The organism is Sphingosinicella soli, from assembly GCF_014199685.1.
Lineage (GTDB): Bacteria > Pseudomonadota > Alphaproteobacteria > Sphingomonadales > Sphingomonadaceae > Sphingosinicella > Sphingosinicella soli.
In genome coordinates this window covers 45,352-66,094 of sequence record NZ_JACHNZ010000018.1, presented here as the reverse complement: position 1 = coordinate 66,094, position 20,743 = coordinate 45,352, and the positions used below count along the sequence as shown (strand labels likewise).

Annotated in this window: 29 protein-coding genes; 4 read left to right on the top strand and 25 right to left on the bottom strand. The window is 63.7% G+C overall.

Annotated elements, in window-relative coordinates:
• Position 1: 1 nt before the first annotated feature.
• The 24 genes from rplR to cueR form a co-directional block, all read right to left on the bottom strand.
• On the bottom strand, positions 2–358 hold the full coding sequence (rplR, locus tag GGQ98_RS09200) for a 50S ribosomal protein L18 (RefSeq protein ID WP_184068393.1): 357 nt from the start codon (positions 356–358) through the stop codon (positions 2–4).
• A gap of 2 nt (positions 359–360) precedes the next feature.
• A complete protein-coding gene (gene rplF, locus GGQ98_RS09195) occupies positions 361–894 on the bottom strand; it encodes a 50S ribosomal protein L6 (protein ID WP_184068390.1) in 534 nt (177 codons plus the stop codon).
• Between the two features lie 10 nt (positions 895–904).
• A complete protein-coding gene (gene rpsH / locus GGQ98_RS09190; protein ID WP_184068387.1) occupies positions 905–1,303 on the bottom strand; it encodes a 30S ribosomal protein S8 in 399 nt (132 codons plus the stop codon).
• A 16-nt stretch (positions 1,304–1,319) separates the two neighbouring features.
• A complete protein-coding gene (rpsN, locus tag GGQ98_RS09185; protein ID WP_184068384.1) occupies positions 1,320–1,625 on the bottom strand; it encodes a 30S ribosomal protein S14 in 306 nt (101 codons plus the stop codon).
• 31 nt (positions 1,626–1,656) lie between these two features.
• The gene (gene rplE, locus GGQ98_RS09180) at positions 1,657–2,241 is read right to left on the bottom strand and encodes a 50S ribosomal protein L5 (RefSeq protein ID WP_184068381.1); all 585 of its coding nucleotides are present in this window, start codon (positions 2,239–2,241) and stop codon (positions 1,657–1,659) included.
• The gene (gene rplX / locus GGQ98_RS09175; protein ID WP_184068378.1) at positions 2,234–2,557 is read right to left on the bottom strand and encodes a 50S ribosomal protein L24; all 324 of its coding nucleotides are present in this window, start codon (positions 2,555–2,557) and stop codon (positions 2,234–2,236) included. Before rplX ends, rplE begins: the two co-directional genes overlap by 8 nt.
• Positions 2,558–2,926, bottom strand: coding sequence for a 50S ribosomal protein L14 (gene rplN, locus GGQ98_RS09170; protein WP_184068375.1), 369 nt, complete (start codon positions 2,924–2,926; stop codon positions 2,558–2,560).
• 1 nt (position 2,927) lies between these two features.
• Positions 2,928–3,164 (bottom strand): 30S ribosomal protein S17, encoded by a 237-nt coding sequence (rpsQ, locus tag GGQ98_RS09165; RefSeq protein WP_121047254.1) that lies wholly within the window; start codon positions 3,162–3,164, stop codon positions 2,928–2,930.
• Positions 3,165–3,175: 11 nt separating this feature from the next.
• Positions 3,176–3,385 carry a 50S ribosomal protein L29 gene (gene rpmC, locus GGQ98_RS09160; protein WP_121047253.1) on the bottom strand — a complete coding sequence of 70 codons (210 nt, stop codon included), beginning with the start codon at positions 3,383–3,385 and terminating at the stop codon, positions 3,176–3,178.
• 15 nt (positions 3,386–3,400) lie between these two features.
• Positions 3,401–3,820: a 50S ribosomal protein L16 gene (gene rplP / locus GGQ98_RS09155; protein ID WP_121047252.1), complete on the bottom strand. Its 420-nt coding sequence runs from the start codon at positions 3,818–3,820 to the stop codon at positions 3,401–3,403.
• A 63-nt stretch (positions 3,821–3,883) separates the two neighbouring features.
• The gene (gene rpsC, locus GGQ98_RS09150; protein WP_184068372.1) at positions 3,884–4,579 is read right to left on the bottom strand and encodes a 30S ribosomal protein S3; all 696 of its coding nucleotides are present in this window, start codon (positions 4,577–4,579) and stop codon (positions 3,884–3,886) included.
• A 1-nt stretch (position 4,580) separates the two neighbouring features.
• Positions 4,581–4,967 (bottom strand): 50S ribosomal protein L22, encoded by a 387-nt coding sequence (rplV, locus tag GGQ98_RS09145; RefSeq protein ID WP_184068369.1) that lies wholly within the window; start codon positions 4,965–4,967, stop codon positions 4,581–4,583.
• A gap of 3 nt (positions 4,968–4,970) precedes the next feature.
• Positions 4,971–5,246 carry a 30S ribosomal protein S19 gene (gene rpsS / locus GGQ98_RS09140; protein ID WP_184068366.1) on the bottom strand — a complete coding sequence of 92 codons (276 nt, stop codon included), beginning with the start codon at positions 5,244–5,246 and terminating at the stop codon, positions 4,971–4,973.
• Positions 5,247–5,249: 3 nt separating this feature from the next.
• A complete protein-coding gene (gene rplB, locus GGQ98_RS09135) occupies positions 5,250–6,089 on the bottom strand; it encodes a 50S ribosomal protein L2 (RefSeq protein WP_184068363.1) in 840 nt (279 codons plus the stop codon).
• A 3-nt stretch (positions 6,090–6,092) separates the two neighbouring features.
• Entirely contained in the window at positions 6,093–6,410 is a 318-nt protein-coding gene (locus GGQ98_RS09130; protein WP_184068361.1) for a 50S ribosomal protein L23, read from the bottom strand.
• Entirely contained in the window at positions 6,403–7,026 is a 624-nt protein-coding gene (gene rplD / locus GGQ98_RS09125) for a 50S ribosomal protein L4 (RefSeq protein WP_184068358.1), read from the bottom strand. Before rplD ends, GGQ98_RS09130 begins: the two co-directional genes overlap by 8 nt.
• 2 nt (positions 7,027–7,028) lie before the next feature.
• Entirely contained in the window at positions 7,029–7,790 is a 762-nt protein-coding gene (gene rplC, locus GGQ98_RS09120; protein WP_184068355.1) for a 50S ribosomal protein L3, read from the bottom strand.
• A 62-nt stretch (positions 7,791–7,852) separates the two neighbouring features.
• The gene (rpsJ, locus tag GGQ98_RS09115; RefSeq protein ID WP_121047244.1) at positions 7,853–8,167 is read right to left on the bottom strand and encodes a 30S ribosomal protein S10; all 315 of its coding nucleotides are present in this window, start codon (positions 8,165–8,167) and stop codon (positions 7,853–7,855) included.
• 114 nt (positions 8,168–8,281) lie between these two features.
• Positions 8,282–9,472 (bottom strand): elongation factor Tu, encoded by a 1,191-nt coding sequence (gene tuf / locus GGQ98_RS09110; RefSeq protein ID WP_184068353.1) that lies wholly within the window; start codon positions 9,470–9,472, stop codon positions 8,282–8,284.
• 53 nt (positions 9,473–9,525) lie between these two features.
• Entirely contained in the window at positions 9,526–11,601 is a 2,076-nt protein-coding gene (gene fusA, locus GGQ98_RS09105; RefSeq protein WP_184068350.1) for an elongation factor G, read from the bottom strand.
• A gap of 19 nt (positions 11,602–11,620) precedes the next feature.
• Entirely contained in the window at positions 11,621–12,091 is a 471-nt protein-coding gene (rpsG, locus tag GGQ98_RS09100; protein WP_184068347.1) for a 30S ribosomal protein S7, read from the bottom strand.
• A 12-nt stretch (positions 12,092–12,103) separates the two neighbouring features.
• A complete protein-coding gene (gene rpsL, locus GGQ98_RS09095; RefSeq protein WP_121047240.1) occupies positions 12,104–12,475 on the bottom strand; it encodes a 30S ribosomal protein S12 in 372 nt (123 codons plus the stop codon).
• A 403-nt stretch (positions 12,476–12,878) separates the two neighbouring features.
• Positions 12,879–15,581, bottom strand: coding sequence for a preprotein translocase subunit SecA (gene secA / locus GGQ98_RS09090; RefSeq protein ID WP_184068344.1), 2,703 nt, complete (start codon positions 15,579–15,581; stop codon positions 12,879–12,881).
• A gap of 82 nt (positions 15,582–15,663) precedes the next feature.
• Positions 15,664–16,059, bottom strand: coding sequence for a Cu(I)-responsive transcriptional regulator (gene cueR / locus GGQ98_RS09085; RefSeq protein WP_184068341.1), 396 nt, complete (start codon positions 16,057–16,059; stop codon positions 15,664–15,666).
• Positions 16,060–16,136: 77 nt separating this feature from the next.
• On the opposite strand from cueR, the gene GGQ98_RS09080 reads away from it, so the two are divergent.
• The 4 genes from GGQ98_RS09080 to GGQ98_RS09065 all read left to right on the top strand — a co-directional run bounded on the left by GGQ98_RS09080 (position 16,137) and on the right by GGQ98_RS09065 (position 20,010).
• A complete protein-coding gene (locus tag GGQ98_RS09080) occupies positions 16,137–17,822 on the top strand; it encodes a copper resistance system multicopper oxidase (protein WP_184068338.1) in 1,686 nt (561 codons plus the stop codon).
• The gene (locus GGQ98_RS09075; protein ID WP_207791329.1) at positions 17,819–18,769 is read left to right on the top strand and encodes a copper resistance protein B; all 951 of its coding nucleotides are present in this window, start codon (positions 17,819–17,821) and stop codon (positions 18,767–18,769) included. Before GGQ98_RS09080 ends, GGQ98_RS09075 begins: the two co-directional genes overlap by 4 nt.
• Positions 18,770–18,925: 156 nt before the next feature.
• Positions 18,926–19,516 (top strand): PEP-CTERM sorting domain-containing protein, encoded by a 591-nt coding sequence (locus GGQ98_RS09070; RefSeq protein ID WP_184068335.1) that lies wholly within the window; start codon positions 18,926–18,928, stop codon positions 19,514–19,516.
• Positions 19,517–19,608: 92 nt separating this feature from the next.
• A complete protein-coding gene (locus GGQ98_RS09065; RefSeq protein ID WP_184068332.1) occupies positions 19,609–20,010 on the top strand; it encodes an acyl-CoA thioesterase in 402 nt (133 codons plus the stop codon).
• A 3-nt stretch (positions 20,011–20,013) separates the two neighbouring features.
• Here GGQ98_RS09065 and GGQ98_RS09060 read toward each other — a convergent pair whose 3' ends face one another.
• Positions 20,014–20,739 carry a proteasome-type protease gene (locus GGQ98_RS09060; protein WP_184068329.1) on the bottom strand — a complete coding sequence of 242 codons (726 nt, stop codon included), beginning with the start codon at positions 20,737–20,739 and terminating at the stop codon, positions 20,014–20,016.
• Positions 20,740–20,743 lie beyond the last annotated feature (4 nt).

Genomic DNA, 20,743 nt, shown 5'->3' with positions numbered 1-20,743 from the left:
ACTAGAACTCCAATCCGCCTTCGCGCGCCGCCTCGGCGAGTGCCTTCACCCGGCCGTGGAACAGAAAGCCGCCACGATCGAAAACAACCTTCGTCACGCCCGCTGCCTTCGCCCGTTCGGCGAGACGCTTGCCGACATCGGTCGCCGCATCGACGGTCGTGCCCGCCTTGCCCTTCACGTCCTTGTCCAGCGTGGAGGCCGACGCGAGCGTCTTGCCCGCCGCGTCGTCGATGATCTGCGCATAGATATGCTGCGACGAGCGGTGCACCGACAGACGGGGACGCGCCCCGGCCTTCAGCCGAAGCCCCGTCCGCACGCGGCGGCGGCGCTGATCGAATGGTGTGAGTTTCTTGCCCATCGCTACTTCTTCTTGCCTTCTTTGCGGAAGATGAATTCGCCGCGGTACTTGATGCCCTTGCCCTTGTAGGGCTCCGGCTTCCGCCAACGACGGATTTCTGCAGCCACCTGACCGACCTGCTGCCGATCAATCCCCGAAATCTCGACCGTGGTCTGATCCGGCGTCTTCACCGTGATCCCTTCGGGGATCGCGAAGTCGACATCGTGGCTGTAGCCGAGCTGCAGTTTCAGCGTGCTGCCCTGCGCATTCGCGCGGTAGCCGACGCCGGTGATCTCCAGCGTTTTCGTGAAGCCCTCCGTGACACCCGTCACCAGGTTCTGCACGAGCGTGCGCTGCATGCCCCAGAAGTCGCGGGCGCGCCTTGACGCGTTCGCCGGACCCACGGAGATGCGGCCATCCTCGAGAGCATAGCTGATGTCGTCGTGCGTGACGAGGCTAAGCTCACCCTTCGGGCCCTTCACGGAGAGCAGTCCGCCCTCCAGCGTCGCAGTGACGCCGGCGGGTACGCTCACGGGTCGTTTTCCAATGCGTGACATCGCGTTACCCCTAGAAGACCTGGCAGAGCACTTCGCCGCCGACGTTCTGCTCGCGCGCTTCCGCGTCTGACAGAACACCCTTCGGCGTCGAAACGATGGTGATACCCAGCCCGTTGCGCACTCGCGGCAAGTCCTTCGCGCCCGAATAGACGCGGCGGCCCGGCTTCGAGACGCGCTGCAGGTGCTGGATCGCCGGCTGGCCTTCGAAATACTTGAGATCGATACGAATCTCGCGCATCGCCTGGCCGGTGTCTGCGGCGGTATAGCCGCGGATGAAGCCCTCACGCTGCAGCACGTCCAGAACGTGGCTGCGCAGCTTGGAGGCGGGCGTGAGAACAGAGTCCTTGCGGGCCTGCTGACCATTGCGGATGCGGGTCAGCATATCGCCCAGCGGATCGGTCATCGACATTGGATCGATCCTTTCCTTACCAGCTCGACTTCGTCACACCCGGAATCAGACCCTTGTTGGCCAGTTCCCGGAGCATGATGCGGCTCAAGCGGAATTTGCGGTAATACGCACGCGAACGTCCGGTGAGTTCACACCGGTTGCGGATGCGCGTCGGGTTTGCGTTGCGCGGGATCTCGGCGAGCTTCAGGCGCGCCATCAGACGCTCCGTCTCGTCGTTGCTCTCGTCGTTCGCGATCGCTTTCAGACGGGCATACTTGCCCGCATATTGCTTTACGAGCTTCTTCCGACGCTCGTTCTTGTTGATCGAACTCAGTTTCGCCATGACTTAAGTTCAGCTCCTCTAGCGGCCGCGCTTACGCGGCCTTCTGGGTTTCGTCGCGGTCGGTGAAGGGCATGTTGAGCGCACGCAGCAGCTCGCGACCTTCCTCGTCCGTCTTCGCGGTGGTGGTGATGATCACATCCATGCCCCGGACCTTTTCGACCTGGTCATAGTTGATCTCCGGGAACACGATCTGCTCCTTGATGCCCATCGCATAGTTGCCGCGGCCGTCGAACGACTTGGGGTTCACGCCCCGGAAGTCGCGAACGCGCGGCAGCGCAATGTTGATGAGACGATCGAGGAATTCCCACATGCGGTCAGACCGGAGCGTCACCTTCACGCCGATCGGCATACCTTCGCGCAGCTTGAACTGCGCGATCGAGACGCGTGCCTTGGTGACCACCGGGCGTTGACCGGCAATCAGCATCATCTCGTTCAGCGCGGCATCGATGCGCTTCTTGTCCTGCGTCGCATCGCCCACGCCCATGTTGAGCACGATCTTCTCGATGCCCGGCACTTCCATGCCGTTCTTGTAGCCGAAGCGCTCGGTGAGCTCGGCGCGCACCTTGTCTTCATACACCTTCTTAAGGCGCGGCTGCACGCGTTCTGCCTTAGCCATTGATCACCTCACCCGACCGCTTGGCGACACGCACCTTGCTGCCGTCTTTCTCGATACGGAAACCGACACGCGTCGGCTTGCCGGTCTTCGGGTCTTCCAGCGCCACCTTGGACGCGTGGATCGGCGCCTCGCGACGCTCCAGCCCGCCCTGCGGATTGGACTGGCTCGGCTTCACGTGGCGGACCATCATGTTGATGCCCGACACGACGAGCTTGCCGTCCTTGGGAAGCGACTTCACGACATCGCCGTGCTTGCCCTTGTCCTTGCCGGACAGGACCACGACGCGGTCACCCTTCTTGATCTTCGCTGCCGACATTTAGAGGACCTCCGGCGCAAGGCTGATGATCTTCATGTGCTTCTTGGCACGCAGTTCGCGCACCACCGGCCCGAAGATGCGGGTGCCGATCGGCTCCTCGCTCTTGTTGATGAGCACGGCCGCGTTCGAATCGAAGCGGATCACGGTGCCGTCGGCGCGGCGGATGTCTTTCGCGGTGCGAACGATGACGGCGCGGTGCACGTCACCCTTCTTCACGCGGCCGCGCGGCGTCGCTTCCTTCACCGAGACGACGATCACGTCGCCGACGGTTGCGAAACGGCGCTTCGAGCCGCCGAGCACCTTGATGCACTGCACCCTTTTCGCGCCGCTGTTGTCCGCGACCTCGAGGTTCGTCTGCATCTGGATCATGTCAGCTCACCTTTTCCGTGACGCGCCACGTCTTCAGCTTGGAGATCGGCGCACATTCTTCGATCCGCACGGTGTCGCCGGCCTTGAAGGCATTGGCTTCATCGTGCGCGTGATATTTCTTCGAGCGGCGGATGATCTTGCCGTACAGCGGGTGCTGAACCCGGCGTTCGACCTTCACAACCACCGTCTTGTCGGTCTTGTCGGAGACTACCTGCCCGACGAGGACGCGTTTCGGCATCGTTATTCCCTTCAGGCTTCGGCAGCGGCGCTGGCGCGACCGCGTTCGTTCTGCAGCGTCCGAATACGCGCGATGGTGCGGCGCACCTCGCGCACACGGCTCGCCTTTTCCAGCTGGCCGGTCGCTGCCTGGAAGCGCAGGTTGAACTGCTCCTTCTTCAGCTGCGCAAGATCGGCAGAAAGCTGGTCGTCGGTCTTCGTCTTGAGGTCTGCGTGCTTCATGGCTGCATCCCCTCCTTAGTGCTGGTCGCCAAGACGAGCGATCAGCTTCGTCTTGATCGGGAGCTTCGCGGCGGCGCGCTCGAAGGCGCCGGCGGCGACCTCGTAGCTGACGCCGTCAAGCTCGAACATCACGCGGCCCGGCTTCACGCGGGCGACCCAGTATTCCGGCGCGCCCTTGCCCGAGCCCATGCGGACTTCGGCAGGCTTGCGGGAGACCGGAACGTCCGGGAAGATACGGATCCAGAGACGGCCCTGGCGCTTGATATGGCGCGTGATCGCACGGCGCGCGGATTCGATCTGGCGCGCGGTGACACGCTCCGGCTCGAGCGCCTTCAGGCCGTAGGCGCCGAAGTTGAGTTCGGTGCCACCCTTGGCATTGCCGTGAATGCGACCCTTGTGGGCCTTGCGGAACTTGGTGCGTTTTGGTTGCAGCATCTTTTATCGCCTTCTGACAGGAATCGGTCCTCGATCAGGCGACGCAGGTATGGTCTTTCGACCTTACCGCGCCGGCCGAACTCCCGACGTCTGTGCATCCATCATGATCCGGTCCTGAGCGAGCGGGTCGTGGTCGAGGATCTCACCCTTGAAGATCCAGACCTTTACCCCGCAAACGCCGTAAGCCGTGTGAGCCTGAGCTTCCGCGTAGTCCACGTTCGCGCGCAGCGTGTGCAGCGGAACGCGGCCTTCACGGTACCATTCCGTCCGTGCGATTTCGGCACCGCCGAGACGACCCGAGCAGGTGATCCTGATGCCCTCCGCGCCGAGACGCAGCGCCGACTGAACGGCCCGCTTCATGGCGCGGCGGAACGCAACGCGGCGCACGAGCTGATCGGCGACCGACTGCGCTACGAGCTTGGAATCAACCTCCGGCTTGCGGATCTCGACGATGTTGAGCGACACCTCGCTCGACGTCATCGCAGCGATCTGCTTGCGCAGCTTGTCGATGTCCGCGCCCTTCTTGCCGATGATGACACCCGGACGCGCCGCATAGACCGACACGCGGCACAGCTTGGCGGGACGCTCGATCACCACCTTCGAGATCGCAGCCTGCGGCAGCGTCTTCATCACGAAGTTGCGGATCTTGAGATCCTCGAGAAGCATGCGGCCGTAATCGTCGCCGTCCGCGAACCAGCGCGAGTCCCAGGTGCGGTTGATCTGCAGCCGCAGACCGATGGGGGAAGTCTTGTGACCCATATTACGCTCCTGCCTCTTCGTCCGCTTCGCGCACAATGATGCGGATGCGGCTGATCGGCTTCATGATCTTCGCCGAGCGACCGCGCGCACGGGGCGTCCAGCGCTTCATCGTGATCGATTTGCCGACACTGGCTTCCTTCACCACGAGCGCATCGACGTCGAGGTTGTGGTTGTTTTCAGCGTTCGCGATCGCCGAGGCGAGAACCTTGCGAACGTCAACCGCCATCGCCTTCGTGGAGAAGGTGAGGATGTTGAGCGCTTCGCCGGCTTTCTTGCCGCGAATGAGACCGGCGACGAGGTTCAGCTTGTAAGCCGAACCGCGAACGGTCGTCGCCACCGCGAGCGCTTCGCGCTCGCCGACACGGCGTGGGTTTGCAGCCTTGCTCATCGCTTACCTCTTCGCCTTCTTGTCGGCGGTGTGGCCGAAAAAGGTGCGCGTCGGCGCGAACTCGCCGAGCTTCATGCCCACCATATCCTCGTTGACCGTCACCGGTACGAACTTCTTGCCGTTGTAGACATTGAAGGTGAGACCGACGAACTGCGGCAGGATCGTCGAGCGGCGCGACCAGGTCTTGATCGGCGCACGCGCACCGGAATCCTGGGCGGTCTCGGCCTTCTTCAGAAGGTGCAGGTCGACGAACGGACCCTTCCAGACGGAACGCGCCATGGCTTACCTCTTCTTCTTCGCGTGACGCGACCGGATGATCATCGCGTTCGACGCTTTCTTGCGGTTGCGCGTCTTCGCGCCCTTGGTCGGCTTGCCCCACGGCGTCACCGGATGACGGCCGCCCGAGGTGCGGCCTTCGCCGCCGCCGTGCGGGTGATCGACCGGGTTCTTCGCGACACCGCGTGTCAGCGGACGCTTGCCGAGCCAGCGGTTGCGGCCGGCCTTCGCGAGGTTCTGGTTCGAATTGTCGGGGTTCGACACCGCACCGACCGTCGCCATGCAATCGGCGGGGACGTAACGCTGCTCACCCGAACCCAGACGAACGATCGCCATGCCGCGATCACGACCCACCACCTGCACATAGGTGCCGGCGCTGCGTGCGATCTGACCGCCCTTGCGGGGCTTCATCTCGACATTGTGGACGATCGTGCCCACCGGCATCTGGCCGATTTCCATCGCGTTGCCCGGCTTCACGTCCGTCTTCTTGCCCGCGACGATGCTGTCGCCGACGGCAAGACGCTGCGGCGCGAGAATGTACGTGATTTCGCCATCCTCGTACTTCACGAGCGCGATGAACGCGGTGCGGTTGGGATCGTATTCGATCCGCTCCACAACCGCAGTCATGTCCCACTTGCGACGCTTGAAATCGACGATGCGATAACGACGCTTGTGACCGCCGCCGATGCCGCGCGCGGTGGCGTGGCCCTGGTTGTTGCGGCCGCCGGACTTGTGCAGGCCTTCGGTCAGGCCCTTTACGGGCTTGCCCTTGAAGAGCTGCGACTTGTCGACAAGGATGAGACCACGCCGCGCCGGGCTGGTCGGATTATAGGATTTGAGCGCCATGGCCTAGATTCCCGTGGTCACGTCGATCGACTCGCCTTCGGCGAGCGTCACGACGGCTTTTTTCGCATCGGAGCGGATGTAGCGCTGACCCTTCCAGCGCTTCGTCTTGCCCTTGGCGATGAGCGTGTTCACGCCCTTCACCTTGACATCGAACAGCGCTTCGACCGCTGCCTTGATGTCAGGCTTGGTCGCGGTCTTCGCGACGTGGAACACAACCTGGTTGTATTCCGACACCTGCGTCGACTTTTCGGTGATAATCGGCGCCAGGATCACGTCGTAGTGCTCCAGCGCGATCTCGGCCTTCTTCGCAGCCTTAGCCATTGAAGCGCGCCTCCAGCTTTTCGACCGCCGATGTCGTGAGGACGAGCGTGTCGTGATTGAGGATGTCGTAGACGTTCGCGCCGATCACCGGGAGCACGTCCACCTTGTAGAGGTTCGCGCAGGCCAGGCGGAAGTTCGCGGGCGTATCGCCGTCGATGAAAAGACCGCTGGTGATGCCAAGCTTGCCGAGCTGTTCGCGCAGCGCCTTCGTCTTTGCATCCTTCAGCTCGAGATCCTTGACGACGATGAGCTTGCCTTCGCGGGCCTTCACCGAAAGCGCGGTCTTGAGACCGAGCACGCGGATCTTCTTGTTGAGGCTCTGCTCGAACGAGCGCGCGCGCGGACCGTGGGCCTTGCCGCCGCCGATGAAGATCGGCGCGCGACGGTTGCCGTGACGGGCCGTGCCGCCGCCCTTCTGGCGACCGAACTTCTTGCCGGTGCGCGCGACATCGCTGCGCTCGCGCGCCGCGCGGGCATAGCCGCGACGGTTGGCGAGCTGCCAGTTGACGACGCGGTGCAGAATGTCGGCGCGAAGTTCGAGACCGAAGATCTCGTCGTTCAGTTCGACATCATCGGAACCGGTTTTGCCGTCGAGGGTCTGTACTTTGACCTTCATGTTCAGCCCTCCTGGCCGTCGGTGGCGGTTTCGACCGTCTCGGCCGGCGTTTCCGCCGGAACCTCGGCGGGCGCCGCTTCATTGTTGTTGGCGCTGCGGACAGAGGCCGGATACGGCGCTTCGCCCGGACGCGCGACCTTCACGGCGTCGCGAACTTCGAGCCAGCCGCCCTTGTGACCGGGAACCGAACCCTTGACGAAGATGAGACCGCGCGCGGTATCGGTGCCCACGATTTCCAGGTTCTGCTGGGTGCGATTGCGGGCGCCCATGTGGCCGGCCATCTTCTTGTTCTTGAAGACCTTGCCGGGATCCTGACGCTGTCCGGTCGAACCATGCGAACGGTGCGACACCGACACGCCGTGCGTTGCACGCAGACCGCTGAAACCCCAACGCTTCATGGCGCCGGCGAAGCCTTTGCCCTGCGTGGAACCCGTGATGTCGACATACTGACCCGCAACGAAATGGTCGGCCGAAAGTTCGGCACCCACATCGACGAGCGCATCTTCGGAGACGCGGAATTCGACAACCTGCGCCTTCGGTTCGACTTCGGCCTTGCCGAAGTGACCGCGCTGCGGCTTGGCGACGTTCTTAACCTTCGCGGTGCCGGCACCGAGCTGAAGCGCGACATAACCGTCACGATCCGCAGTGCGCTGCGCAACGACCTGACAGCCTTCGAGGCTGAGGACCGTCACAGGAACGTGCCGGCCGTCATCCTTGAACAGCCGGGTCATTCCCACCTTCTTTGCGATCACGCCAGTGCGCATGATCTTGTCCCTTCCTATTCAGAGGCCCGCTGCGTGCAGCGGGCTTGAGTTAAAAAATCAGGCTAGGCCTGCAACTTGATCTCGACATCCACACCTGCGGCAAGGTCGAGCTTCATCAGCGCGTCCACCGTTTGCGGCGTCGGCTGAACAATGTCCAGCAGGCGCTTGTAGGTGCGAACCTCAAACTGCTCGCGCGACTTCTTGTCGACGTGCGGCGAGCGGTTCACGGTGAACTTCTCGATGCGCGTCGGCATCGGGATGGGTCCGCGGACCATCGCGCCCGTCCGCTTCGCCGTGTCGGCGATTTCGCCCGTCGCCTGATCGAGCACGCGGTGATCGAAGGCCTTCAGGCGGATGCGAATATTCTGCGTTTCCATGCGGGTACCCGTTCAAACCTTTATTCGGCCGACCAATTTCGGCCTTCTCAAACCAACCGGCAAAAGCAAACCGGTCCGGCACGTTTTCGTGCCGGACCGGCGATATGCTTTCGCTTACTTCGTGATTTCCGCCACGACGCCCGAACCCACGGTACGGCCGCCTTCGCGAATGGCGAAGCGGAGACCCTGGTCCATGGCGATCGGCGCAATCAGCTTCACGCCGAGCTGCACGTTGTCGCCCGGCATCACCATCTCGGTGCCCTCGGGGAGAACAACCTCTCCGGTGACGTCGGTGGTGCGGAAGTAGAACTGCGGACGGTAGTTCGCGAAGAACGGCGTGTGACGGCCGCCTTCATCCTTCGACAGCACATAGACGTTCGCGTTGAACTCGGTGTGCGGCGTGATCGTGCCCGGCTTGCAGAGAACCTGGCCGCGCTCGACGTCTTCACGCTTCGTACCACGCAGCAGCGCGCCGATGTTGTCGCCGGCCTGGCCCTGATCGAGCAGCTTGCGGAACATTTCCACGCCGGTGACGACGGTCTTCGTCGTCGGACGGATGCCGACGATCTCGACTTCCTCACCAACCTTGACGATGCCCGACTCGACGCGGCCCGTAACGACGGTGCCGCGGCCCGAGATCGAGAACACGTCTTCGATCGGCATCAGGAACGGACGGTCGAGCGGACGCGCCGGCTGCGGAATGGCCTCGTCGACGGCCTTCATCAGCTCGAGGATCGAATTCTTGCCGATTTCGTCATCGCGGCCTTCAAGAGCGGCAAGCGCCGAACCCTTGACGATCGGAATGTCGTCGCCCGGGAAATCATACTTCGAGAGCAGCTCACGAACCTCAAGCTCGACAAGCTCCAGAAGCTCGGCGTCGTCGACCTGATCGACCTTGTTGAGATAGACGACCAGCGCCGGCACGCCGACCTGACGCGCGAGCAGGATGTGCTCGCGGGTCTGCGGCATCGGGCCGTCGGCAGCGTTCACGACGAGGATCGCGCCGTCCATCTGCGCCGCACCGGTGATCATGTTCTTCACATAATCGGCGTGGCCCGGGCAATCGACGTGCGCGTAGTGACGTGCATCCGTCTCGTACTCGACGTGCGCCGTCGAGATCGTGATGCCGCGCTCGCGCTCTTCGGGAGCCTTGTCGATGTTGGCGTAATCGGTGAACGTCGCGCCGCCGAATTCCGCCAGAACCTTCGTGATCGCCGCAGTCAGCGTCGTCTTGCCATGGTCGACGTGACCGATGGTGCCGATGTTGCAGTGCGGCTTGTTGCGCTCAAACTTCGCTTTCGCCATCTCTTAAACCCTCTTGTCTTCTGCTGTCCCAGGCCTCGTCGGCCAACCCAAAATCAGGCGAGCTTCGCCTTTACTTCCTCGGCGACGTTCGCCGGGACTTCTTCGTAATGACTGAACTGCATCGAGTACTGCGCCCGTCCCTGCGTAAAGGACCGGAGCTGGTTCACGTAGCCGAACATATTCGCCAGCGGCACCATCGCCTCGACAACCTGTGCGTTGCCGCGACTGTCGGTGCCCTGAATCTGGCCACGCCGTGAATTCAGATCGCCGATGACGTCGCCGAGGTAATCCTCGGGGGTCACCACTTCAACCTTCATCACCGGCTCAAGCAATTTGATGCCGGATTTCTGCGCTGCTTCGCGCATCGCGCCGCGGCCGGTGATTTCGAACGCCATCGCCGACGAGTCGACGTCGTGATAGGCGCCGTCCGTCAGCGTCGCGGTGAAGTCGATGATCGGAAAGCCGATCAGCGAACCCGATGCGGCAATCTCGCGAATGCCCTTTTCGACCGACGGAATGTACTCGCGCGGCACGTTGCCGCCCTTGACCTCGTCGACGAACACCACACCCTGGCCACGCTCGCCCGGTGCGACCGTCATCTTCACACGGCCGAACTGACCCGAACCACCCGACTGCTTTTTGTGCGTGTAGTCGATATCGACCTTGCGAGCGAGCGATTCGCGATACGCCACCTGCGGCGCGCCCACATTCGCTTCGACCTTGAACTCGCGCTTCATGCGATCGACGAGAATCTCGAGATGAAGCTCGCCCATGCCCTTGATGATGGTCTGGCCGCTTTCCATGTCCGACGACACGCGGAAGCTCGGGTCTTCCTGCGCGAGGCGGTTGAGCGCGATGCCCATCTTTTCCTGGTCGGCCTTGGTCTTCGGTTCGACCGCAACCTCGATGACGGGCTCGGGGAATTCCATGCGCTCGAGGATGATCGGTGCGTTCGTCGCGCAGAGCGTCTCGCCCGTGGTGACTTCCTTGAGGCCGACGAGTGCGACGATGTCGCCCGCGAAGGCTTCCTTGATGTCTTCGCGCTCGTTCGCATGCATGAGCAGCATGCGCCCGATCTTTTCCTTCTTGTCCTTCACCGAGTTGAGCACGGTGGAAGACCCCTCGAGCTTGCCCGAGTAGATGCGCGCAAACGTCAGCGTGCCGACGAACGGATCGGTCATGATCTTGAACGCCAGCGCCGCGAAAGGCTCGTCGTCGGCAGCCCTGCGGCTATCGACGGTCTCGCCGTCCAGCTTGACGCCCTGCACCGGCGGCACGTCGAGCGGGCTCGGCAGGTAATCGACGACGGCGTCGAGCAGCGGCTGCACGCCCTTGTTCTTGAACGCCGAACCGCACAGCACCGGCACGAACGAGAAGTTCAGCGTGCCCTTGCGGATCAGCGCCTTCAGCGTCGCGGCATCGGGGATGTTGCCTTCGAGGTACGATTCCATGACGGCATCGTCCTGCTCGACGGCCATCTCGATGAGTTCCTGACGCGCCAGTTCGGCGGAATCCTTCAGATCGTCCGGAATGTCCTGGTATTCGAACTTCGCGCCAAGCGATTCATCGAGCCAGATGATCGCGCGGTTCTCGACGAGATCGACGAGACCCTTGAACGAACTCTCGATACCGATCGGAAGGTAAAGCACCAGCGGACGCGCACCGAGACGATCCTTGATCATCTCCACGCAGCGTTCGAAGTTGGCGCCGGTCCGGTCGAGCTTGTTGACGAAGCACATCCGCGGAACCTTGTACTTGTCCGCCTGGCGCCACACCGTTTCCGACTGCGGCTCGACACCGGCAACGCCGTCGAAGCACGCGACCGCACCGTCGAGCACGCGAAGGCTGCGCTCCACCTCGATGGTGAAATCGACGTGGCCGGGCGTGTCGATGATGTTGATGCGGTGGTCGTTCCAGAAACAGGTGGTCGCAGCGGACGTGATCGTGATCCCGCGCTCCTGCTCCTGCTCCATCCAGTCCATCGTAGCGGTGCCCTCATGGACCTCGCCGATCTTGTAGGATTTGCCGGTGTAATAAAGAATGCGCTCGGTCGTCGTCGTCTTACCGGCATCGATGTGCGCCATGATGCCGATATTGCGATATTTCTCGAGCGGATGGCTGCGGGCCATGACGGTCAGTCCTTACTCTTTACCAGCGGTAGTGCGCGAAGGCGCGGTTCGCCTCGGCCATACGGTGTGTGTCTTCGCGCTTCTTCACGGCGGTGCCGCGGTTCTGCGAGGCATCCATCAGCTCGCCCGAAAGGCGCGCCGACATCGTGTTCTCGCTGCGGTTGCGGGCCGACGCGATCAGCCAGCGGATCGCCAGCGCCTGCGAACGCTCCGGACGCACCTCGACGGGCACCTGATAGGTCGCACCGCCGACGCGGCGGCTGCGGACCTCGATGCCCGGCTTCACGTTGTTCAGCGCGTCGTGAAAGATCCCGACAGGATCCTTCTTCATCTTCGATTCGATGCTGTCGAGCGCAGTGTAGACGATCGTTTCAGCGATCGACTTCTTGCCCTCATACATCACGAGATTCATGAATTTCGTGAGCGTGATGTCCCCGAAGCGGGGATCGGGGAGAATTTCGCGCTTCTCCGGACGACGACGACGAGCCATTTCTTCGTTTCCTTACTTCGGCCGCTTGGCGCCGTATTTCGAACGGCTCTGCTTGCGGTCCTTGACGCCCTGGGTGTCAAGCACGCCGCGGAGCACGTGATAGCGCACACCCGGCAAATCCTTCACGCGGCCGCCGCGAATGAGCACCACCGAGTGTTCCTGAAGGTTGTGGCCTTCACCCGGGATGTAGCCGATCACCTCGAAACCGTTGGTCAGGCGAATCTTGGCGACCTTGCGGAGCGCCGAGTTCGGCTTCTTCGGGGTCGTCGTATAGACGCGCGTGCAAACGCCGCGCTTCTGCGGATTCGCCTCAAGCGCCGGCACCTTGTTGCGCGCCTTCTGCGGGTTTCGACCCTTGCGGACCAGCTGGTTGATCGTCGGCATTAACGCTTCAGCCTCTTGTTTCCAAATCCATGCGAGCATCCGTGACCAGCCGCGCGCAAAACATCCGCGATCGATTCGCGGACAAATGCAAACGGCCCCGGCGGGCACCTTAACGGCCCCACCCGGACCCTTATTTCGCGGCCTTGCGGCCTATCAGCTCTAAAAACCCGTTCCAGGACAGCGTCTAGGACGAACGCCTACCACCAGCCCGCGAGTACGGGCGCGGCTTATATGCGTGCGCCCCCCCAAGGTCAACGGCTTTCGTGACGGTTCTCTGCGGGTCTTCGGCGACGCGCCCGGCGCGCATCTTTCACGCTGTCTCCGCCCCGCATGACGAAAGGAACATTCGCGGGCACGCCCCGCCCGACTCGTGACACGAATCGCGCAGAGTCCGGCGCGGCGGTCAGTCCTTCGCGCCGTGGCAGTGCTTGTATTTGCGCCCGGAGCCGCAAGGACACATCTGATTGCGCCCGACCGGCCCCTGACCCTCCGGCATCGGCAACAAGGCGCCCTGACGCGGCCCGGGCGTGTCTGTGTGCGGGAACGAATCGTCCTCGCCGGTGAACGGATCGATATGCGTGGTGACGAATTCGGACGGCGCGCGCGGCATCGGCGGCGGCGGCGTCATTTCGAACTGCGCGTGGCTGAGCATGCGCGTCACTTCCTCGCGGATGTTCACGAGCATCCGCTCGAACAGCGCGAAGGCTTCCTGCTTGTATTCGTTGATCGGCTGCTTCTGGGCATAGGCGCGCAGATGGATGACGGCGCGCAGGGCATCGAGCGTGGCAAGATGCTCCTTCCAGTGATGGTCGATTGCCTGGAGCAGGAAGCTCTTTTCGATCTGCGTCCACGTTTCGGTCGGGATGTTCGCCGTCTTCGCCTCGAGCACGTCCTTGGCGGCCTGCTCGATGCGTTCGGCGAAGATTTCCTGATCGATGGCCTGTTCGCCCATCCATGTCTCGATCGGCAGGTCGAGCGCGAATAGCCGCTGGAGATCGCCCTTCAGCCCCTCGATGTTCCACTGTTCGGGATAGGTGCCCGCCGGGCAGTGCAGCGCCAGCACGTCGTTGGCGGTTTCCGTGCGCATGTCGGCGGCGACGTCGCCGAGCGTTTCCGAATCCATCACGTCGGCGCGCTGTTCGTAGACCACCTTGCGCTGGTCGTTCATCACGTCGTCGTACTGGAGGAGCTGCTTGCGGATGTCGTAGTTGCGCGCCTCCACCTTCCGCTGCGCGGTCTGGATCGCTTTCGAAATCCAGGGGTGGACGATCGCCTCGCCCTCTTCGAGACCCGACTGCATCATGCGGTTGAGCATCGACTGCTGCCCGAAGATGCGCAGCAGGTCGTCGTCGAGGCTGAGATAGAAGCGCGAGAAGCCGGGATCGCCCTGTCGGCCCGAACGGCCGCGCAGCTGGTTGTCGATGCGGCGGCTCTCGTGCCGCTCGGTGCCGAGCACGAAAAGCCCGCCCGCCGCCTTCACCGCCTCGCGCTCGGCGGCGATCTCCTGACGGATGCGCTCGACTTCGGCGTCCTTTTCCGGGCCTTCGGGCATCGTTTGCAGCTCGTCGTCGACGCGGAACTCCACGTTGCCGCCGAGCTGGATATCCGTGCCGCGCCCGGCCATGTTGGTGGCGATGGTGACGGCGCCGAGCCGGCCCGCCTGCGCGACGATGCGGGCTTCCTGCTCGTGGAAGCGCGCGTTGAGCACGCTGTGCTCGACGCCTTCCTTCGTCAGATGCTCGGAGAGCATTTCCGACTTTTCGATGGAAACCGTGCCGACGAGCACCGGCTGGCCCTTCAGGCTCGCCTCGCGGATCGCCTTCACGATCGCGCCGTACTTGTCCTGCGCGTTCTTGTAGAACTCGTCGTCGACGTCGATGCGCTTCACGGGCACGTTCGTGGGGATCTCGACCGTGTTCAGCTTATAGATGTCGTAGAACTCGGCCGCTTCGGTCGCCGCCGTGCCGGTCATGCCGCCCAGCTTGGGGTACATGCGGAAGTAGTTCTGGAAGGTGATCGAGGCGAGCGTCTGGTTTTCCGGCTGGATCTCGACACCTTCCTTGGCCTCGACCGCCTGATGCAGACCGTCGGACCAGCGGCGCCCGTCCATCATGCGGCCGGTGAACTCGTCGATGATGACGACCTTGCCGCCCTTCACGATATAGTCCGTGTCGCGGCGGAAGATCACATTGGCCTTCAGCGCCTGGTTGAGGTGGTGGACGACCTGCGTGTTCTCGAAATCGTAGAGGTTGGCGCCGACAAGCAGCCCCGCCGCCTCCAGCGCGCGCTCGGCGGCTTCGGTGCCGTCTTCCGTGAGCATGATCGACTTCTGCTTCTCGTCGACGTCGTAGGCGTCTCTGGGCAGCACCTTCACCACCGCGTCCACGGCGAGATAGAGGTCGGTCTTGTCTTCGGTGGGGCCCGAAATGATGAGCGGCGTGCGCGCCTCGTCCACCAGGATCGAATCGACCTCGTCGACGATCGCGAAGTTGAAGGGCCGCTGCACCATCGCCTCGCGCGAGTATTTCATATTGTCGCGGAGGTAATCGAAGCCGAATTCGTTGTTGGTGCCGTAGGTGATGTCCGACGCGTAGGCCGCGCGGCGGGTGGCTTCATCGACGTTGGGAACGATGACGCCCACCGACAGGCCGAGGAAATTGTGGATCTTGCCCATCCAGCCGGAATCGCGGCGGGCCAGATAGTCGTTCACGGTGACGACGTGGACGCCCTTGCCCTCGATGGCGTTCAGGTACGTGGCGAGCGTCGCCACGAGCGTCTTGCCCTCGCCCGTGCGCATCTCGGCGATCTCGCCGCGATGAAGCACGATGCCGCCGATAAGCTGCACGTCGAAATGCCGCATGCCCAGAACGCGCTTCGAAGCCTCGCGCACCGTGGCGAAGGCTTCGGGCAGCAGGGCGTCGTGCTTTTCGCCGGCCGCAAGGCGCTGACGAAACTCGTCCGTCTTGGCCTTCAGCTGATCGTCCGACAGCACCTCGAACGACGGTTCAAGATCGTTGATCTTGCGGACAATGGTGGAGAGCGACCGGACATAGCGATCGTTGGAAGACCCGAAGATACGCTTCGCGAGCGCGTTAAAACCCAGCATGAAGGACCTTGTGCGCAAAGGGCGGGGCCGCACAGGCGCGCCCCCAACATCGCCGCCGACATAGGAACGGCGCGCTTTATAGTCAATGAATGCGGGTCGCGAGCGCGTCGATGATCGGGCATTCGGGGCGCGAATCGCCCTGGCAACCCTTGGCCAGATGGATAAGCGTGCGGCGCATCGCCTCAATCGCCTTCGCCTTCTCGCCGAGCGCTTCGGCCTGCTGGAGCGCGAGGCGCTTCACGTCTGCGCTGCTGCGCTCCCGGTCGGACCAGAGCGCCAGCAGCGTGCGGATTTCATCGATGCCGAAGCCGAGATCGCGCGCATTGGCGATGAACCGCAGGCGGTGGACATCGGCCTCGCCGTAGTCGCGGTAGCCGGAGTCGCGGCGCGGCGGCAGCGGGATGAGGCCGATGCCCTCGTAGTGCCGGATCATGCGCTGGCTGACGCCGCTTTTCTTCGATGCCTCGCCGATGTTCATAGTTTCACCCCCGGATTCGAAAATCGTCCAAACAGACCCTTGACCCTGACATAATGTCAAGGTGCAGAAGGCGCCGCATGAACACACTTCCCCTCTCGCGCCGCGCGTTGATCGGCGGCCTTGGTGCCACGGCACTTTTCCCCGCATGGGCGCGCAGCGGCACGCCCGGCATCGGCGCCGCGCTTTCCGGCCCCGAGATTCGGCTGAACGTCGGGCACACGCCCTTCACCGTCGGCGGGCGCACCGGCCATGCGATCACGGTGAACGGCACGCTGCCCGCGCCGCTTATCCGTTTGAAGGAAGGCCAGAACGCGCGGCTGATCGTCGCCAACCATCTTGACGAAGACACATCGATCCACTGGCACGGGCTGCTGCTGCCGTTCCAGATGGACGGCGTGCCGGGCATCAGCTTCCCCGGCATCGCGCCGCATTCCAGCTTCACCTACGAATTCCCGGTCATTCAGGCCGGCACCTATTGGTATCACAGCCATTCGAACCTGCAGGAAGCCATGGGGCATTACGGCCCTCTCGTCATCGATCCCGCCGCGTCGGACCCCGTCGCCTACGACCGCGAGCACGTGATCGTGCTGTCCGACTGGAGCTTCATGCATCCGCACGCGATCATGAAGACGCTGAAGCAGGATCCCGAGTTCTTCCGCCGCGACAATCCGAACCTTGCCGAGCTGCTGGCGGGCAAGGGCCAGAGCCTGAAGGATCGGCTGGAATGGGGCGGCATGCGGATGAGCCCCGCCGACATTTCGGATGTGACCGGCGCGACCTACACCTATCTCGTGAACGGACACGGCCCGGCGGAGAACTGGACCGGGCTCTTCACGCCGGGCGAGCGCGTGCGGCTGCGTATCATCAATGCGTCGGCCATGACCATCTTCAACGTCCGCATCCCCGGCCTCCCCATGACCGTGGTGAACGCGGACGGCGAGAACGTGCGGCCGGTGGAGACGGACGAACTCCAGATCAGCGTCGCGGAGACCTACGACGTGATCGTGACGCCGGGGGACGGCGCGTACACGCTCGCCGCCGAGAGCGTCGACCGCTCCGGCATGGCGCGCGCGACGCTGGCGCCCCGGATGGGCATGAGCGCGCCGGTGCCCAAGCTGCGCGAACGCCCGACGCTTTCGATGAAGGACATGGGGCACGGCAGCGGCGGTGACCATGCCGCGATGGGCCATTCCATGAAAATGCGCGACCCGCAGAACGCCGCGCGCGCGGGCGTGAAGCTGAGCCCCGGCGTCGACATGATCGCGCCGATGCCGGTGGACCGCGTCGGCGACCGGGGGCTCGGCCTTGAGGACGAGACGCACCGCGTGCTCGTCTACACCGATCTCGTCGCGCTGGCGCCGAACCCGGACCCGCGCCCGCCCTCGCGCAATCTCGAAATCCACCTGACGAGCAACATGGAACGCTACATGTGGTCGCTGAACGGCGAGCAGTTCAGCCCGGTGACAGAGCCGTTCCGCTTCGAACGCAACGAGCGCGTGCGCGTGACGCTGGTGAACGACACGATGATGGCGCACCCCATCCACCTGCACGGGCATTTCTTCGAGGTCGTGAACGGCCACGAGGGCCACCACCCGCGCAAGCACACGGTGAACGTGCTGCCGGGCGGCAAGGTCGCCTTCGACTTCACCGCCGACGCGCCCGGCGACTGGGCGTTCCACTGCCACCTGCTGATGCACATGCACCTCGGCATGTTCAACGTGGTGACGGTGCGGCCTCTCGATAGCGAAGGAGACGCGGCATGACGCGGCGTCTTGCACTCCTCCTGATCGGCGCGGCGGGCCCGGCGTTCGCGCAGGACCATTCGCACCACCAGATGCCCGCCGCCGATCCGCACGCGGGGCACGTGATGCCGCCGCCGGCCGCTGACCCGCACGCAGGCCATGTCATGCCATCGGCCGACCCGTACGCCGGGCACGGCGCCGCGCCTTCAGGCCCTGCCATCCCCAAAGGCCCGCCGCCCGCCGCGGCGACCTCCGGCGCGGTCCATGCCGCCGATGCCGTGTTCGGCGCCGAGACAATGGCCGCCGCGCGCGCCGCGCTGTACAAGGAAACGGGCGGCATGACGGTGAACAAGACCATCATCGACCGGCTCGAAACGGGCTTGGGCCAAGGCCACGAGACCTATCTGTGGGACGTGCAGGGCTGGATCGGCCGCGACATCGACAAGTTCTGGTGGAAGACCGAAGGCGAAGGCGCGTTCGGCGGCGCGCTTGAATCCGCCGAGGTGCAGGCGCTGTGGAGCCGCGCGATCGGGCCGTTCTTCGATCTGCAGGCGGGCGTGCGCTACGACATCCGCCCGGAGCCGGACCGCGCCCACGCGGTGATCGGCATCCAGGGCCTCTCTCCCTACAAGTTCGAGGTGGACGCCGCCGCCTTCATCTCCACGAAGGGGGACGTGACCGCGCGCATCGAGGCCGAATACGATCAGCGCCTGACGCAGCGACTGATCCTGCAGCCGCGCCTCGAAGTCGAGTTTTCCGCGCAGGACATCCCCGAATACGGGATCGGCGCAGGACTTTCGGCGATCGAGGCGGGCGCGCGGCTCGGCTATGAGATCACGCCCCGGATGCGGCCCTACATCGGCGTCGAATGGCACGGCAAAATCGGCGACACCGCAGATTACGCGCGCATCGCGGGCGAAGACACGGATACGCTTCGCTGGCTGGTCGGCGTCCGCGCCTGGTTCTGACAGCGGCGGCCGGGGCGCGAAAACCGTCGGAATTTTTTACAGTTCGGTGACGGTAAATTTAACATTAACCCTGTTTTCAATCATTTCGAGGGTGGCACGATCATTGCATCCAGTAGCGACCGTTTGTGTTGCTTTGCTGAAAGGAAGCTCCCCTCCATGACCATGAAATCATTCGCCGTTGCCGCTGCATTTGTCGGTGCCGCCACGTTCTCCGCGCCCGCGCTCGCCGGCCTGACCTTCGACGTCGATCATGGCGGTTCGAGCATCACCGTAGCGGATCTCGATTGCTACCTTCTGCCGACATGCACCGCGAATGCGGGCCTCGCGTTCGGCAACGATTTCTCGTTCGATCTTGAAGAGGGCGAGAGCGTCTCGTTCAACTTCGCGAACCTCTATCTCGGCGGCCTCGGCGGCGGCGATGTGGACTTCACCGCCACGCTCGCGTTCGACGCGCCGATCGCCGGCTCGGCGTCCACGGGCGGATCGGGCTGGTTCCTGACCGCGTTCGGCGCCATCAGCGGCGGCGCACTGACGTGGAATGCGATCGCGCCGATCATCGCCGACGACGGGTCCATCTTCACCGTGTCGTTCCAGAACCTCGCCGGTATCGATTTCGGTTCGCCGACCAAGGTGAAGGCCACGGTCACCGCCGTGAACATCGTCGATGTGCCGGAACCGGCTGCGCTCGCGCTCTTCGGCCTGGGCCTCGTCGGCCTCGCCGCCGCGCGTCGCCGCAAGGCCGCGTAAGCCACAGCTTTCGTCACGCAAAGGCCCCGCCGGAGTTCTCTCCGGCGGGGCTTTTCGTTTGTATGGGCGGCGCGGCCTGCTATCCTCTGCGCATGTCCGGCCCCGCCCCCTTCAGCTACGCGATCGAAATCAGCCCCGCCGATATCGATTTCATGGGGCACGTGAACAACGCCAGCTACCTGAAATGGGTGCAGGATGCCGTGCTCAGCCACTGGCAGCGCTTCGCCCCCGCCGAAGCGGTCGCCGCGCACATGTGGGTCGCGCTGAAGCACGAGATCACCTACCGGCGGCCGACGTTTCTGGAAGACGAGGTGTTCGCCACCGTGCTCCTTGAAAAGGTGCACGGCGCGCGCGCGTTTTACGAGACCGTCATCAGGCGCGGCGAGGAGGTGCTTGCCGAGGTGAAATCGAGCTGGTGCTGCGTGGCCGCCGAAACGCTTCGTCCGGCGCGGCTGACACAAAGCGTGATCGACCGCTTTTTCGGCAAGCCCTGATCGTCAGATCTCGATCCGCGAGAACCCCTCGCGCAGCGTGCGGCTCCATGCGTCCGACATCGCGGAGAACGACGGATCGCCCGGCTCGAACCGGCGCGTTTCGGAAAAGCCGAGTTCATCCTTGCGGATGACGGCGAGATCGAGCGGCATCCCGACCGACAGGTTCGAGCGCAGCGTCGAATCCATCGAAAGCAGCAGCGCCTTGCGCGCATCCTCGATCGGCATGCTCTTGCGGACCACCCGGTCGAGAATCGGCTTGCCGTACTTGTGCTCGCCGATCTGGAGGAAGGGCGTATCTTCCGTGGCCTCGATGAAATTGCCCTCCGGATAGATCAGGAACATGCGCGGGCCGCCGCCCCTGCGCTGCCCGGCGAGGATCATCGACGCGGTCGCGCCCTGCTTCATCCGCTCGAGCTTTTCCGAAACCTCCGAGGTGACGCGCGAGAGCGTGTCGCCGATGATATGCGCCACCTCCAGCATCGTGGAGGCCTTCATGATCGACGGCGTTTCGGTCTGGTCCGGATCGTCGATCGCGTCGCGCAGGCGCGCGATCACGGTTTGCGTCACCGAAAGGCTGCCCGCCGTCATCAGCGCGATCACGCGCTCGCCCGGCTCCTGGAAGACGAACATCTTCTTGTAGCTGGCGATATTATCGAAACCGGCATTGGTGCGCGTGTCCGAAAGGAGCACGATGCCATCATTGAGAAGGACGCCGACGCAATATGTCATGATG

Excerpts from the sequence above, each read along its gene's own strand:
- rplR (WP_184068393.1), bottom strand. The coding sequence starts at position 358 with ATGGGCAAGAAACTCACACCATTCGATCAGCGCCGCCGCCGCGTGCGG.
- rplF (WP_184068390.1), bottom strand. The coding sequence starts at position 894 with ATGTCACGCATTGGAAAACGACCCGTGAGCGTACCCGCCGGCGTCACT.
- rpsH (WP_184068387.1), bottom strand. The coding sequence starts at position 1,303 with ATGTCGATGACCGATCCGCTGGGCGATATGCTGACCCGCATCCGCAAT.
- rpsN (WP_184068384.1), bottom strand. The coding sequence starts at position 1,625 with ATGGCGAAACTGAGTTCGATCAACAAGAACGAGCGTCGGAAGAAGCTC.
- rplE (WP_184068381.1), bottom strand. The coding sequence starts at position 2,241 with ATGGCTAAGGCAGAACGCGTGCAGCCGCGCCTTAAGAAGGTGTATGAA.
- rplX (WP_184068378.1), bottom strand. The coding sequence starts at position 2,557 with ATGTCGGCAGCGAAGATCAAGAAGGGTGACCGCGTCGTGGTCCTGTCC.
- rplN (WP_184068375.1), bottom strand. The coding sequence starts at position 2,926 with ATGATCCAGATGCAGACGAACCTCGAGGTCGCGGACAACAGCGGCGCG.
- rpsQ (WP_121047254.1), bottom strand. The coding sequence starts at position 3,164 with ATGCCGAAACGCGTCCTCGTCGGGCAGGTAGTCTCCGACAAGACCGAC.
- rpmC (WP_121047253.1), bottom strand. The coding sequence starts at position 3,385 with ATGAAGCACGCAGACCTCAAGACGAAGACCGACGACCAGCTTTCTGCC.
- rplP (WP_121047252.1), bottom strand. The coding sequence starts at position 3,820 with ATGCTGCAACCAAAACGCACCAAGTTCCGCAAGGCCCACAAGGGTCGC.
- rpsC (WP_184068372.1), bottom strand. The coding sequence starts at position 4,579 with ATGGGTCACAAGACTTCCCCCATCGGTCTGCGGCTGCAGATCAACCGC.
- rplV (WP_184068369.1), bottom strand. The coding sequence starts at position 4,967 with ATGAGCAAGGCTGCAAACCCACGCCGTGTCGGCGAGCGCGAAGCGCTC.
- rpsS (WP_184068366.1), bottom strand. The coding sequence starts at position 5,246 with ATGGCGCGTTCCGTCTGGAAGGGTCCGTTCGTCGACCTGCACCTTCTG.
- rplB (WP_184068363.1), bottom strand. The coding sequence starts at position 6,089 with ATGGCGCTCAAATCCTATAATCCGACCAGCCCGGCGCGGCGTGGTCTC.
- GGQ98_RS09130 (WP_184068361.1), bottom strand. The coding sequence starts at position 6,410 with ATGGCTAAGGCTGCGAAGAAGGCCGAGATCGCGCTGGAGCACTACGAC.
- rplD (WP_184068358.1), bottom strand. The coding sequence starts at position 7,026 with ATGAAGGTCAAAGTACAGACCCTCGACGGCAAAACCGGTTCCGATGAT.
- rplC (WP_184068355.1), bottom strand. The coding sequence starts at position 7,790 with ATGCGCACTGGCGTGATCGCAAAGAAGGTGGGAATGACCCGGCTGTTC.
- rpsJ (WP_121047244.1), bottom strand. The coding sequence starts at position 8,167 with ATGGAAACGCAGAATATTCGCATCCGCCTGAAGGCCTTCGATCACCGC.
- tuf (WP_184068353.1), bottom strand. The coding sequence starts at position 9,472 with ATGGCGAAAGCGAAGTTTGAGCGCAACAAGCCGCACTGCAACATCGGC.
- fusA (WP_184068350.1), bottom strand. The coding sequence starts at position 11,601 with ATGGCCCGCAGCCATCCGCTCGAGAAATATCGCAATATCGGCATCATG.
- rpsG (WP_184068347.1), bottom strand. The coding sequence starts at position 12,091 with ATGGCTCGTCGTCGTCGTCCGGAGAAGCGCGAAATTCTCCCCGATCCC.
- rpsL (WP_121047240.1), bottom strand. The coding sequence starts at position 12,475 with ATGCCGACGATCAACCAGCTGGTCCGCAAGGGTCGAAACCCGCAGAAG.
- secA (WP_184068344.1), bottom strand. The coding sequence starts at position 15,581 with ATGCTGGGTTTTAACGCGCTCGCGAAGCGTATCTTCGGGTCTTCCAAC.
- cueR (WP_184068341.1), bottom strand. The coding sequence starts at position 16,059 with ATGAACATCGGCGAGGCATCGAAGAAAAGCGGCGTCAGCCAGCGCATG.
- GGQ98_RS09080 (WP_184068338.1), top strand. The coding sequence starts at position 16,137 with ATGAACACACTTCCCCTCTCGCGCCGCGCGTTGATCGGCGGCCTTGGT.
- GGQ98_RS09075 (WP_207791329.1), top strand. The coding sequence starts at position 17,819 with ATGACGCGGCGTCTTGCACTCCTCCTGATCGGCGCGGCGGGCCCGGCG.
- GGQ98_RS09070 (WP_184068335.1), top strand. The coding sequence starts at position 18,926 with ATGACCATGAAATCATTCGCCGTTGCCGCTGCATTTGTCGGTGCCGCC.
- GGQ98_RS09065 (WP_184068332.1), top strand. The coding sequence starts at position 19,609 with ATGTCCGGCCCCGCCCCCTTCAGCTACGCGATCGAAATCAGCCCCGCC.
- GGQ98_RS09060 (WP_184068329.1), bottom strand. The coding sequence starts at position 20,739 with ATGACATATTGCGTCGGCGTCCTTCTCAATGATGGCATCGTGCTCCTT.